The following is a 12602-nucleotide window of genomic DNA, read 5'->3' as shown; positions in this document are numbered from 1 at the left end:
GGCCGGCATGCCGATCCGCTTCGCCACCGCCATCGCGCTGTTCGCGGCCTGCACCGTGCAGGCCGCGCCGGCGACGCGCCTGGCGTGGCTGCAAGGCGACGAGGTGATCGCGCTGCAGCGCAGCGGCGAGGGCGCGCAACCGCTCGCGTCGCTGCCGCGCACGCCGCTCGGCAGCACCTGGAAGCTGTTCGTGCACGGCTTCCTGGAGGCGCGCGGCGTGCAGGAGCCGGCCTACCGCTGCGAGGCGGTGCAGCGCCTGCCCGACGACGATTACTGCTGCGACCCGGGGGCCGCCATCGGGCGCGACGAGGCGCTGGCGCGCTCCTGCGGCCCGTACTTCGAGCCGAAGCGGCTGGCGCTGTCGGCCGACGACTGGGCGCGCTTCTGGCGCGACCACGGCGCACCGGCCTGGCTGCAGCGGCTCGATGCGATGCAGCCCGGCACCGAGCTGGCGGTGCCCGAGCTGCTGCAGGCGCTGCGCCAGGTGCCGGCGCCGTCGCGGCTGGCGGCGCGGCAGGCGCTGCTGCCGCTGGCCACGCGCGATGCCGCGGTGCTGGCCGCGCTCGGCAGCGGGCCGCGCTTCAAGACCTGGTCGTGGCGCATCGATGGCGAACGCGCCGGTGGCACCGCCGGCTGGCTGGCCGACGGCACGCCGTTCTGGTTCAGCGCGGCCGGCACCAGCCGCACCGCGCTGCGGACGCAGGCGCCGTGGATCGCGCGGCAATGGTCGGCGCACGGGCTCGCAGCAGTGCGTGACGATGCCGACGCGCTGGCCGCCCAGCCGTGCATCGACGTGCGCTTCTTCCAGCGCTACCCGATCCAGGCGGTGCTGCGCGCCGATGGCAGCGCGGCACCGGTTGGCGCGTTGAACGGCCGCCACCGCGTCGTGTTCCGCAACGGCACGCAGCTGCCGATCGACGCGCTGCCGGCCTTGCAGCTGCGTGTCGAGACCGAGGGCCCGGTGATCACCGCCCGCCTGCCGCTCGAAGACTATGTGGCCCGCGTCGTCGACCGCGAAGGCCGCGCGACCGAACTCGAAGCCGCTCGCGCGCTGGCCATCGCCGCCCGCAGCTACGTGCTGCAGAACGCGCCGCAGGCCGAGGCCTGCCGGCAGATCGCCGACGACAGCCGCACGCAGCGCGTCAGCCCGAATCCGCCGAGCGAGGCGGCCCGCGCCGCGGCCGCCTTCACCGATGGCCTGGTGATCCGCGGTGCCGAAGTGCGCTACCACCTCGACCAGGCGTCGCCGGGCGTGCTGTCGTGGCAGGCCGCGGTGGCGGCGAGCCGGCGCGGCGACGGTTTCGAGACCATCCTGCGCGCCACCTGGCCCGGCATGACGCTCGCCGGCGCACAGGCCGGCGCCGACTGCGAGGCGCTGCCGCAGGCGCATGCCTGGCTGCTGCAGCGCCAGCAGCGCTGGCGCGAGCTGCTGCGGCGCGAGGCCGGCTACCAGCCGCTCGGCGCGGAGCTGCGCGTGTGCCAGCTCGCGATGGGCACGCCGCATTCCGACCAGCGGCGGCTCGAGATCCGCGTGCGCGAATGGCTGAGCCGCGAAGGCCGCGTGACCCTGATCCACGAATACCTGCACCTCGCCTTCCGCGACCACCCGCGCGGACAGGACGAGGCCTACATCGAACAACTGGCACAGCGATTGGCCGACTCATGAAGATGCTCATCCCCCTGCTCTTTCCCGTGCTGCTGGCCGCCTCGGCCACCGGCGCCGCGGCGCAGGCCGCGATCGACACACCGACCTCCGGCTGGCGCAGCGCGCCGCCGCGCCAGCGCGATTTCGTGCAGGAGGTGCACTACCCGGCCGCCAGCGTCAACGTCAACGGCCGCTCGGCCAGCGCGCTGATCCGCGGCCACATCGGTGCCAGCGCGAAGGCCGGTGCCGACGGCGCGCGCCAGCCGGCGCGGCTGGTGGTGGACGGTGTCGCGATGCCCTTGTCGACCGACGAAGACGGCGGCTTCGCGCGGCCCTGGTCGTTCGGCAGCGGCAGCCACGGCGTTGAGGTGCGGGCGCCCGGCGGCGGCCCGGGCAAGCGCACGCAGTTTTACGAGGCGCAGGCCGGCCGCGTGCCGACGCGGCTGCGCGTGGTGCTCAGCTGGGACAGCGACAACACCGACCTCGACCTGCACGTCGTCTCGCCCGACGGCGAGCATGTGTTCTACGGCGCGCGGGTGGCCGGCAACGGCGGCGCGCTCGACGTCGACGTGACGACCGGCTTCGGCCCCGAGATCTTCGCGACGCCCAGCCCGGTGCGCGGCGCGTACCACGTGTTCGTCAACTACTACGGCGCCGGCGAGCGGCGCGACGTGATCACCACCGCGCAGGTCGCGATCGTCGAGGACGAGGGCACGCCGCGCGAGAAGCAGCAGGTGTTCCGCGTGCCGATGCGCAAGCCGGGCGAGCTGACGCTGGTGCGGTCGTTCCTGGTGCCATGAAGCGCTGGCTTGTCGCCGCGGTGGCCGCCTGCGCGTACGGCGCGGCGCAGGCCGACCCGGACGTGACGATGACGCACCCGCCCGGCGGCTGGACCTACAGCGGCATCTCCGACGACCCCGGCCGTGTCAGCTACGCCTACCCGAGCAACCTGATCGAGCGCGGCGGCCAGCGCCAGCGCACGCTGATCGAGGGCCGGCTGAAGCAGCTCGGCAGTGCGCGCCGCACGCCGACGATGGTGGTCAACGGCAATGCGATGCCGCTGTACACCGGCGACGACGGCCGCTTCGCGCGGCCCTACGCCTTCGGTCCCGGCTCGAACGGCATCGAGATCCGCGATGCCGACGGCCGCAGCCGCAAGCGCGTGCAGTTCTACGAGGCGAACCGGCTGAAGACGCTCGCCAAGGTGCGCATCATCCTGGCCTGGGACGACCCGCAGGCCGAACTCGACCTGCACGTGATCACGCCCGACGGACAGCACGCGTTCTTCGCGAACCCGGTGCTCACCGACGGCGGCGGGCTCGACGTCGACAGCGTCGACGGCGCGGGACCGGAGATGTTCTCGACCACCGCGCCGATGCCGGGCGTGTACCACGTGTACGTCAACTACTGGGGCAACTTCGGGCCGGGCGGCTACCACTTCGACGAGTCGACGCGCCAGCAGCCGGTGATCACCGCCCGCGTGACGCTGGTGTTCGACGAGAACACCGGCGCCGAGCGGCGCGAGACCTTCACGGTGCCGATGCGCAAGATCGGCGACCTGATGCTGGTGCGGTCGGTGCGGCGCGGCTGACGCGCCGCGGGCAGGGGATACTGCCGGCGCCATGCGCATCAAGCACGTCGAAGTCTTCAACGCCATCATGCTGACCGGCACCGTCAGCGGCGCCGCGCGCCTGTTGCACGTCACGCAGCCCGCCGTCACGCAGACGCTGCAGCATGCCGAGCTGCAACTCGGCTACGCGCTCTTCACCCGCCAGCGCAACCGGCTCGTGCCGACGCGCGAAGCGCAGGCGCTGTATCCCGAGGTGCAGCGGCTGGTCTCGCAGCTCGAATCGGTGCGCCGCCTGGCTGGCGCGCTGCGCGGTGGCCAGCAGGCGGCCTTGCGCATCCTCGTGGTGCCGTCGCTCGCGGTGCATGCGTTGCCACAGGCGCTGGCGCTGTTCCGCCAGCGCTACCCGGCGGTGCCGGTCGCGATCCGCACGCTGCATTCGCAGGAGATCGCGCAGGCCATCGCGCTGCAGGAGGGCGATGTCGGCATCGTGTTCGGCCACAGCCCACACCCGGCGGTGCAGCAGGTGCCGGTGGCGCAGGGCCGCATGGTGTGCGTGTCTCTGGCCACGCCGGCGCGCAGCGGCGACCGGCGCAGCACCATCGAACTGGCCGAGGTGCTGCGCAGCAGCTTCATCCGCATCGATGAGCGCGACCCGATCGGCGCGATGCTGGCCGAGCAGTGCGCCCGCGAAGGCCTCGCGCCCGCTGGCGGCATCACCGTGCAGACGCACCACATCGCGATGACGCTCGCGGCGCAGGGCTTCGGCCCGGCGCTGATCGATTCGTTCACCGCCGCGGCCGCCGACGACACGCTGCAGGTGCGCACGCTGGTGCCCGAGGTGCCGGTCAGCATCAGCGCGCTGCTGCCGCAGGGCGAGCGTTCGCCGCAGCCGGCCGATGACCTGATCGACGCGTTCCGCCGCGTCGTCAGTCCTGCAGCCTGAACGGCGCCGCGTCGATCGACGGCGTGCGGTCCTGCATCAGCTGCGACAGCAGCCAGGCGCTGCCGCACGCGAGCGTCAGGCCGAGCGCGCCATGGCCGGTGTTCAGCCACAGCCCGCCGATGCGCGTCGCGCCGATCAGCGGGCGCGAGCCCGGTGTCGCCGGGCGCAGGCCGGCCCAGGGCTCGGGGTCGCCGGTCTGGAACGCGCCGGGGAAAGTGTCGGTCGCGGCCTGCAGCATGGCCTCGATGCGGCGCGGGTCGATGCGCAGGTCGGCGCCGCGCAACTCGGCGAAGCCTGCGATGCGCACGCGCTCCCCGAGCCGCGCGTAGACCAGCTTGCGCGCCGCATCGGTCACGCTGACCTGCGGCGCCCGCGCGGCGTTCGCGATCTGCAGGCTGATGCTGTAGCCCTTGATCGGCTCGATCGGCAGCGGCACGCCGAGCGGCTTCAGCAGCGCGGCCGCGCCGGGGCCGGCCGACACGACGAAGGCGTCGGCCTCGATCTCGCGCTCTGCGCCGCCGGCATCGGTGCAGCGCAGCGCATGTACGCGGCCGTCGCGCTGCACGAAGCCGACGACGCGGGTGTCCATGCGCCAGCGCGCGCCGCTGGCCTCGGCCAGCGCATGGCTCAGCTGCTGCGCATCGGTGACGGCCTCGTCGGGCGTCCAGACGCCGAACGCGATCGGCGCGCGGTCATGCGCGAGCGCCGGCTCCTGCCGCCGGCACGCGTCGGCGTCCAGCACGCGCTGCCGGCAGCCGAACCGGGCCTGCCAGGCGACCTGCCGCTGCGCCGCGTCGCGTTTGCCGGCGTCGCGGTGGATCACCAGCTTGCCCGCCTGGCGGACCTGCACGCCGAGCGGCCGCTCCGTCGGCGCTTCCCGTTGCCAGCGCGCCAGCACGTCGCGGCTCAGGAACGACAGGCGCAGCAGCGCCTCGGTGGTCTGCTGCACGCGGGCCTGCGTGCAGGCGCGGATGAACGCGGCCAGCCAGCGCCAGTGCGACAACTGCCAGCGCGGTTGCCACGACAGCGGGCTGTCGCGCGACAGCAGCCAGCCCGGCAGCGCGCGCAGCGCGGCCGGTGTCGCGAGCGGTTCCACGTAGCTGTAGCTGAGCTGCGCCCCGTTGGCGCGGCTCGCACCCTGGCCGGGGCGGTCGGCGGCATCGACCAGCGTGACCTGGAAGCCCTCGCGCGCCAGGGCCATCGCGGTGGCGCTGCCGATCACGCCGGCGCCGATGATGCAGATGTGCTTCATGCGGCCACCACGTCGGTGGGCGCGGCCGCGCGCTGCGCCTGCGACCACGCGACGACGGCGCGCGCCAGCGCATCGGTCGCGTCGATCACCGGCAGGCCGAGCCCCGCTTCGTCGAGCACCAGCGGCAGCTCGGTGCAGCCGAGCAGCAGCGCCTCGGCGCCGCGCCGCTGCAGCGCCTGCGCAGCCTTCAGCAGCAGGTCGCGGCCGAGCTCCGGCGCACCGGCCTTGACCGCGGCGATGCCCGGCATCACCCAGTCGACCATCTCGGGCGCGGTCGGCAGCACCCAATGTGGCCGATGCTGCAACGGATGCACCGATGGGCGGTTCAGATAAAGGCCCGAGGCCAGTGTTGCATCGGTCGCCAGCAGCCCGACGCGGGCACCCGGCGCGCGCCGTGCCAGTTCGGCCAGCGCGGCGTCGGCCAGGTGCAGCATCGGCAGGCCGAGCGCCGACTGCAGTGCATCGAACCACAGGTGCGCGGTGTTGCACGGCAGCACCACGAGCCCGACGCCCGCTGCGGCGAGCCGCTCGCCGCAGGCGAGTAGCGCCGGCAGCGGCGATTCGCCTTCGCCGCGGAAGGCGGCGGTGCGATCGGGCACCTGCGGGATGCTGCTGACGATCATCGGCACGTGGTCCTGGTCGCGGCGCGCCGGTGTCGCGGCCAGCACCTTGTGCAGGAAGTCGAGCGTCGCGAGCGGGCCCATGCCGCCGAGTACGCCGACCAGGCCCGGCACCGGATCCGGCGGAGGCACGATCGCGCCCGCGCCGCGTGCACCGCACGCTGCCTCGTTCATGGCTGTGTCTTGTCGACGAAGGAGGAGGGCGGGGCCGCTCAGGTCGCCGGCTTGTCGCTCAGCGCTTTCAGGTTGTCGCGCAGCTCCTGGCTCATCGGTGCCTGCAGGTTGATGCCCTTCGGCGGGATCGGCGACTGGAACCACTTCTTGTAGAGCGCCTCGAACTCGCCGCTCTGGATCAGCCCGGCGATCGTGTCGTCGACCAGCTTCTTGAAGGCCGGGTCCTCGCGCCGCACCATGATGGCGTACGGCTCGACCTGGATCGCCTCGCCCACCACCGCCAGCTCGGCCGGGTTGGCGGCGCTCGCCTTCAGGCCGTACAGCAGGATGTCGTCCATGCCGAACGCGACCGCGCGACCGGTCTGCACCATCAACGCCGATTCGGCATGGTCCTTCGCGCCCAGCAGGTCGATGCCGAGCTTCTTCTCTTCGTTCAGGTTGCGCAGGATCTTGTAGTTGGTGGTGCCGGTGGTCGACACGACCGGCTTGCCGGCCAGGTCGGCGAGCGACTTCACCGGCGTGCCGGCCTTCACCAGGAAGCGCGTGCCGGTGTAGAAGTAGTTGGTCGCGAACGCGACCTGCTTGCCGCGCTCGCTGTTGTTGGTGGTGGAACCGCACTCGATGTCGATGGTGCCGTTCTGCAGCAGCGGGATCCGGTTGGCCGAGGTCACGGCCTGCAGTTGCACCTTCAGGTCGGCGCGGCCGGTGGATTTCTTCACCGCCTCGACCACCTTGTTGCAGATGTCGACGCCGAAGCCGACCGGCTGCGCCTTGTCGTCGAGGTACGAGAACGGGATCGACGACTCGCGGTAGGCGACGCCGATCACGCCGCTCTGCTTGACCTTCTCGAGCGTGGTCTGGGCGGCCGCGAGCAGCGGGAGCGCACAGGCGAGGAGGGACAGTGCACGAAGGGAACGCAGCGACATGGGTGGGTCCTCGAACAGCGGTTGCGGTGCGAGGATGCTAGCGAGCTTCGTGCCGGGTGAGGCATCGGATCTTCCCCGGGCCCCATCAGCCAGCCTTATGGAGGATCAGCGCTCGACCTGCACGCCCTTCCAGAACGCGACCCGGCCCTTGATCTGCGCGGCCGCCTCGCTCGGCTCCGGGTAGTACCAGACGGCGTCCGGGTTGGCCTCGCCGTTCACCAGCAGGCTGTAGTAGTGCGCCTGCCCCTTCCACGGGCAGCTGGTGCGGTGGTTGCTGAAGCTGACGTACTCGCGCTTCAGGCTGCTCTCGGGGAAGTAGTGGTTGCCCTCGACGACCACCGTGTCGTCGCTCTCGGCGAGGGTCACGCCGTTCCAGACTGCTTTCATGCGCGTTCCTTTCGTGTCGCTGACGCGTGCGATGGTAGCGGCGGGGGTGCCGGCACCCCCGTGTTTGAAGGAAAAGCCCGCTGTTGCGGCAAGGCCGTTTGGGCTTATCGTCGTCACGGTCGCTCGATCGGCTCGCCCGGGGAGGCATCACTGCCCCACACGAGGTCGTTGGACACATGCTTTCAGCGCAGGCCCGTTTTCGCCGTCGCAGCCTGGCCTGGATCGGCTGGGCGCTTCCGGCCATCGGTGTGATGGTGATCGCTTTCATGTGGGCCTTCGTGCTGCACAGCCTGGCGGCCGAGCGCGCCCGGGTGGTCGCCGATGCCTACGCGAAGGCGCGCAGCCTGAACCGCGCGTTCGAGGAGTACACCGAGCGCGCGCTGTCGCAGCTCGACCAGATCAGCAACTTCGTGGCCTACGGCGTCGAGCAGCGCGGGCGCGATGTGGACCTGCCGGGCCTGCTGCGCCGCGGGCTCGTCACCCAGCCGGGGCTGGTGGCGCTGTACGTGGCCGATGCCGACGGCAACGTGATCGCGTCGACCGGGCAGGGCCTGGGGCTCAACGTGGCCGACCGCGAGCACTTCAAGGTGCACGTCGACGGGAAGACGCCGGGGCTCTACATCAGCAAGCCGCTGGTCAGCCGGGTCAGCCAGGCCTGGACCGTGCAGCTCAGCCGGCGGCTGCAGACGCCGCAGGGCGCGTTCGCCGGTGTCGTCGTGGTGCTGACCGACCCGTCTTATTTCACCCGCTTCTACGACGAGCAGCAGCTCGGCCGCGAGGGCGTCATCAGCTTCGTCGGGCTCGACTGGACGGTGCGGGCGCGGCGCTCCGGCGACCGCCTGTGGTTCGGCGAGACGGCCGGCAACAACTTCCTGATCCACGAGCTGGCGCGTGCCTCCGAGGGCACCTACAGCGCGACCAGCCGGCTCGACGGCGTGCCGCGCCTGCTGGCCTACAAGCAGCTCGCCGACCGGCCCTTCGTCGTGTTCACCGGGCTGGCCGAATCGGAGGTGCTGGCCGAGCACGAGGCGCGCCGCCGGGACGAGCTGGCGGTCGCCGGCGTCGCGACCGCGGTGCTGCTGGCCATCTTCGGCGCGCTCAGCGCGCTGGTGCAACGGCTGCGGCGCAGCGAGCGGCAACGCCACATCGCCGACCGGCGGTTGCGCGAGGTCACCGACAACCTGCCGGCGCTGGTCGCCTACATCGACACCGCGCAGTGCTTCCAGTTCTGCAACGCGACCTTCCACAGCTGGCTCGGCCTCGACCCGGCGGCCCAGGTCGGCCGGCACATGGTCGAGGTGCTGGGGCCGGCGATGTACGAGGCGCGGCGCGCGGCGGTGGAGCGGGCACTGGCGGGCGAGCGCGTCGAGTTCGACGTCGAGACACCGGTGCGCGGCGAGATCCGCTGCCTGCACAACGTCTACATCCCCGACCCGGCGCGCGACGGGCGCATCCGCGGGCTGTACGCGCTCAGCAGCGACGTGTCGGCGCAGAAGGCGGTGGAGCGGCAACTGGCGGCGCTGGCCCGGGTCGACGCGCTGACCGGCCTGCCGAACCGCCACGCGCTGAACGAGCGCCTGCACGAGGCGCTGGCGCGCGCCGAGCGCAGCGGCGACCTGCTGGCGCTGATGTTCCTCGACGTCGACCGCTTCAAGGACATCAACGACCGCTTCGGCCACGGCACCGGCGACCGCGTGCTGAAGGAGTTCGCCGACCGGCTGCGCGGCAGCGTGCGCTCGACCGACACCGTGGCGCGGATGGGCGGTGACGAGTTCGTGATCGTGCTCGAGGGGCTGGGCACCGACGTCGAGCCGACCGCGGTGGCGCAGAAGATCGTCGCGCAGATGAACCGGCCGTTCGAGGTCGACGGGCAGGTGCTGGTCGTGACGACGAGCATCGGCGTTGCGTTCCATCGGCATGGCAACCTCGACCCGGCGGCGCTGCTGGCACGGGCGGATGGCGCGCTCTATGCGGCGAAGACGGCCGGGCGCAATACCTTTCAGCTGTCGTTGCTGTAGCCGCTACGAGTACCGCGCCGCGGCCTTCGCGAGCCGCGCCGCGATGGCCGCCGCGAGCGCCTTGTCGCCGGCGACGACGACGCTGTCGCCGTGGCGCAGGATGTCCATCGTCAGCTCGGTCGGGTCGCTGTACGGCACCTGCAGTTCGTAGCGGCCGTCGTCCAGCCAGCGCGCCTTCTGCTGCGGATGCCACTCTTCGTTCGCCACCCATTGCGCCGCATCGGGCTCGAACACCAGCGTCGCCCACTTCAGCGCGCTGCCGGTGCCGCTGTAGATGCCGTAGCCGGCGTCGAGCGCGGCCTCGAGGTCTTTCACCGCGACATGGCGCGCGCGCGTGTCGAGCGGCCGCGCCTCCTGCACCGCATCGAGCGCGAAGCGGCGCAGGCCGTCGCTCGCATGGCACCAGGCGTCCAGGTACCAGGTGTTGCGGTAGTTCACCAGCCGCTGCGGCGACACCTCGCGCTCGCTGGTGCTGCGGTCGGTGCGCTTGAAGTAGCGCAGCCAGATGCGCTTGCGCTGCACCAGCGCGCTGCCGAGCAGTTCGAAGTGCCGGCTCGGCGTGCGGCGGCGCGCGGTGACGATCATCCTGACGCGCCGCATCAGCTCCCGCGCCTCGCTCTCGTCGGCGCCCAGCATGCCCTGCAGCTTGTCGACCATCGGCTGCAGGTGGCGCGACAGCACGCCGTCGTCGTCCAGCCCCGCCATCAGCTGGTGCATCGTCAGCAGCGCGTGGATTTCCTTCTCGCTGAACCACACGCCGGGCAGTTCGTGGCGCGCGCCCGGCAGCGCCTGCGTGTCGCCGTGCTCGAAGCGGTAGCCGTTCTCGAAACGGTCGTAGACGATCGGCGCGCTGAGCCGGTCGCGCAGGTACTGCAGGTCGCGCTTCAGCGTGGCCGGCGAGATGTCGAGCTCGGCGAGCAGCGCGTCGAAGCCGACGCAGCCGCGGCTGCGCAGCAGCAGTTCGATCTTGTAGAAGCGTTCGGTGCGGTCCATGGGAGGTATCGATGGGCGGTATCAGTCGGGTGGCTCACCAGATGAGCCAGCCACGCGAGCATACCCGGATGTCTTTTCGGGGCCACGTGCACTGGTGGCTCATGTGGTGAGCTACCCGGCCGCAAAACTTCGCTCCATCGCTGCATCGCGCAGCGGAACCCACGGAGCCGAACGATGACCCTCTCTTTGCCGACGTCCCTGCCGACCCCCGCCGTGCCGAACAGCCTGACCGCGCACGAGCACATCGGCTTCGAGCTGGGCTGGGATTACGGGCACTACGCCGTCACGCCGCCGGCGCCGTACGCCAACGAGCCCTCGCCGCTGCGCAACGGCTGGCTGTCCGGCCAGGCGGCCTTCGGCTCGCGCACGCTGCAGCCGACGCCGCCCGTGCGCAAGTGGCTGCAGCTGCGGCTGCATGCCTGGCTGCGCGGCCGCAGCGTCGAGTTGGTGCAGGTGACGCCGCACTACCTGCAGCAGATCGACGTGAGCCACTGCCCGATCACGCGGCTGGCGCTGTCGTCCGACACGACCGAAGGCATGGATTCAACGATCGCGTCGATCGACCGCGTGCGCAGCGATGCCGGCTATGCCGCCGGCAACCTGGCGGTGATGAGCGCCAAGGCCAACCACGCGAAGGCGGCGCACGGGTACCGCGACGCGCTGCAGTTCGTCAAGCTGATCGAAGGCGGCCCGCTCGGCGGGCTGAACGGGCTGACGGCCGAGCAGTGGTCGCGCGTCGCGGTGCTGTGCAGCTTCGTCGAGCCGCTGACGCATGAAGAAGCGAGCGCGCTGCCGCTGCTGGTGCTGCCACCGAACCGGCTGCGGCTGTTCAACCCGGTGCAGGCGCTGCAGGCCTTCATCAGCCAGCAGCTCACCGCGCCGGGCTGGAGCCACCGCATGACGCGGCTCGAAGACCTGCTGCCCGGCAAGCTGCTGCGGCGTGCGTTCCAGACCTTCTTCCATGCGCTGCTGCCGCGCGTGCTCGAGGCCGGCCGCAACAGCACGCCGCAGGCGCTGCGCTGGGCCATCGAAGACGCCTGGCGCCAGCCGCTGGTGCAGCAGCGCTGGACGCTCTTCGCGCGCCAGCTGACGGCGGCGCAGTGCGAGGCACTGGTGCAGCGCGCGAGCGCCCGGCAGCTCGGCACGGTGCGCATCGAATGCGTCAGCGACGAACAGGCGACCGACGGCTGGGACATCGATTCGCGCGGCTACGTGCCGCACGCGGTGCTGATGCGCCGCACGGCCGGCGGCGTGCCGCGCCGGCTGCGGCCCGATGCGTTCCCACCGGCCGGCGAGCCGCGCCAGGCGAGCCTGCCGCTGCAGTGAGTTGAGCAAGGATCTGCGACACGGTTCTCGGGGAGGAGGAGAGGAGCCGCAGGGGGTGGGCGGGAAGCGCAGGGAGGACGGAGGACTGTAAAAGGTGCTTTACATCGGCGGGCTTCGTGCCTAAGATGGAATGGAAAGCAACCTTTACATGGCCTACCGATGATGAAATGCTTCTCGCCCATCCCCCGCCGCTATCTGTTCGAGCTCGGTGCCGCGATGCTGGCCTATGGGCTGGTGCTGTGCAGCTCGATCTTCCTGCTGAAGACGGGCTACTTCGAAGGCCCGTCCGCGACGCTGGTGGCGCTGCTGCCGACGCTTCCGTGCATCGCCGCCTGCTGGGCGATCCTGCGTCAGTTTCGCCGGCTCGACGAGCTGCAGATGCGGGTGCAGCTCGAAGCGCTCGGCTTCGCATTTGCCGGCACGGCCTTGCTGACCTTCAGCTACGGCTTCCTCGAAGGGGTCGGCTGGCGCCCGTTGTCGATGTTCACCGTGTGGCCGTTGATGGCGGTGCTGTGGGTCGTCGGCGGCCTGATTGCCGCCCGGCGCTACCGTTGAAGAACCGCCTGAAGACGCTGCGGGCGGAGCGCGGCTGGTCGCAGACCGAGCTGGCCGAGCGCCTGCAGGTGTCGCGCCAGACGGTCAACGCGATCGAGAACGAGCGCTACGACCCGAGCCTGCCGCTGGCCTTCCAGATCGCCCGCACCTTCGGCCTGCCGATCGAGGACATCTTCGAGGCGCCCTGAGTCGT

At 71.6% G+C, this 12602-nt stretch carries 13 protein-coding genes; 8 read left to right on the top strand and 5 right to left on the bottom strand.

What is annotated here, in order from left to right; translation table 11 throughout:
- Positions 1 to 7 precede the first annotated feature (7 nt).
- The 4 genes from BUE42_RS23585 to BUE42_RS23570 are packed head-to-tail and all read left to right on the top strand — an operon-like array spanning position 8 to position 4158.
- Positions 8 to 1666: a DUF2300 domain-containing protein gene (locus BUE42_RS23585; protein WP_073467734.1), complete on the top strand. Its 1659-nt coding sequence runs from the start codon at positions 8 to 10 to the stop codon at positions 1664 to 1666.
- The gene (locus BUE42_RS23580) at positions 1663 to 2445 is read left to right on the top strand and encodes a YfaP family protein (RefSeq protein WP_073467733.1); all 783 of its coding nucleotides are present in this window, start codon (positions 1663 to 1665) and stop codon (positions 2443 to 2445) included. The genes BUE42_RS23585 and BUE42_RS23580 overlap by 4 nt, the downstream gene beginning before the upstream one ends.
- Positions 2442 to 3236 carry a YfaP family protein gene (locus BUE42_RS23575; protein WP_073467732.1) on the top strand — a complete coding sequence of 265 codons (795 nt, stop codon included), beginning with the start codon at positions 2442 to 2444 and terminating at the stop codon, positions 3234 to 3236. The genes BUE42_RS23580 and BUE42_RS23575 overlap by 4 nt, the downstream gene beginning before the upstream one ends.
- A 31-nt stretch (positions 3237 to 3267) precedes the next feature.
- Complete coding sequence (locus tag BUE42_RS23570) at positions 3268 to 4158, top strand: LysR family transcriptional regulator (RefSeq protein WP_073467731.1); 891 nt, start codon at positions 3268 to 3270, stop codon at positions 4156 to 4158.
- Here the strand turns inward: BUE42_RS23570 and BUE42_RS23565 are convergent.
- From BUE42_RS23565 to BUE42_RS23550, 4 genes are all read right to left on the bottom strand, one after another.
- The gene (locus BUE42_RS23565; RefSeq protein ID WP_083614482.1) at positions 4142 to 5410 is read right to left on the bottom strand and encodes a D-amino acid dehydrogenase; all 1269 of its coding nucleotides are present in this window, start codon (positions 5408 to 5410) and stop codon (positions 4142 to 4144) included. The two genes, BUE42_RS23570 and BUE42_RS23565, sit on opposite strands and share 17 nt — an antisense overlap.
- Positions 5407 to 6204: a cysteate racemase gene (locus tag BUE42_RS23560; protein WP_083614463.1), complete on the bottom strand. Its 798-nt coding sequence runs from the start codon at positions 6202 to 6204 to the stop codon at positions 5407 to 5409. Before BUE42_RS23560 ends, BUE42_RS23565 begins: the two co-directional genes overlap by 4 nt.
- A gap of 38 nt (positions 6205 to 6242) precedes the next feature.
- Positions 6243 to 7130, bottom strand: coding sequence for an amino acid ABC transporter substrate-binding protein (locus BUE42_RS23555; protein WP_073467729.1), 888 nt, complete (start codon positions 7128 to 7130; stop codon positions 6243 to 6245).
- A 105-nt stretch (positions 7131 to 7235) separates the two neighbouring features.
- Positions 7236 to 7517 carry a DUF427 domain-containing protein gene (locus BUE42_RS23550; RefSeq protein WP_073467728.1) on the bottom strand — a complete coding sequence of 94 codons (282 nt, stop codon included), beginning with the start codon at positions 7515 to 7517 and terminating at the stop codon, positions 7236 to 7238.
- Between the two features lie 176 nt (positions 7518 to 7693).
- Here BUE42_RS23550 and BUE42_RS23545 point away from each other — a divergent pair, with 176 nt between their 5' ends.
- Positions 7694 to 9535 carry a sensor domain-containing diguanylate cyclase gene (locus BUE42_RS23545; RefSeq protein ID WP_073467727.1) on the top strand — a complete coding sequence of 614 codons (1842 nt, stop codon included), beginning with the start codon at positions 7694 to 7696 and terminating at the stop codon, positions 9533 to 9535.
- Positions 9536 to 9538: 3 nt separating this feature from the next.
- Here the strand turns inward: BUE42_RS23545 and BUE42_RS23540 are convergent, their stop codons facing one another.
- Positions 9539 to 10528, bottom strand: coding sequence for a helix-turn-helix transcriptional regulator (locus BUE42_RS23540; RefSeq protein WP_073467726.1), 990 nt, complete (start codon positions 10526 to 10528; stop codon positions 9539 to 9541).
- 174 nt (positions 10529 to 10702) lie between these two features.
- On the opposite strand from BUE42_RS23540, the gene BUE42_RS23535 reads away from it, so the two are divergent.
- The 3 genes from BUE42_RS23535 (at position 10703) to BUE42_RS23525 (ending at position 12597) form a co-directional block, all read left to right on the top strand.
- Positions 10703 to 11854, top strand: coding sequence for a hypothetical protein (locus BUE42_RS23535; protein WP_143171709.1), 1152 nt, complete (start codon positions 10703 to 10705; stop codon positions 11852 to 11854).
- Positions 11855 to 12013: 159 nt separating this feature from the next.
- Entirely contained in the window at positions 12014 to 12409 is a 396-nt protein-coding gene (locus tag BUE42_RS23530) for a hypothetical protein (protein ID WP_200799017.1), read from the top strand.
- Positions 12406 to 12597 (top strand): helix-turn-helix transcriptional regulator, encoded by a 192-nt coding sequence (locus BUE42_RS23525; protein ID WP_073467724.1) that lies wholly within the window; start codon positions 12406 to 12408, stop codon positions 12595 to 12597. Before BUE42_RS23530 ends, BUE42_RS23525 begins: the two co-directional genes overlap by 4 nt.
- The last annotated feature ends 5 nt before the right edge of the window (positions 12598 to 12602 follow it).

The sequence above is a fragment of the Rhizobacter sp. OV335 genome (assembly GCF_900142965.1).
In the GTDB taxonomy this organism is placed as follows: Bacteria; Pseudomonadota; Gammaproteobacteria; order Burkholderiales; family Burkholderiaceae_C; genus Rhizobacter.
This window is presented reverse-complemented; position numbering and strand designations above follow the sequence as displayed.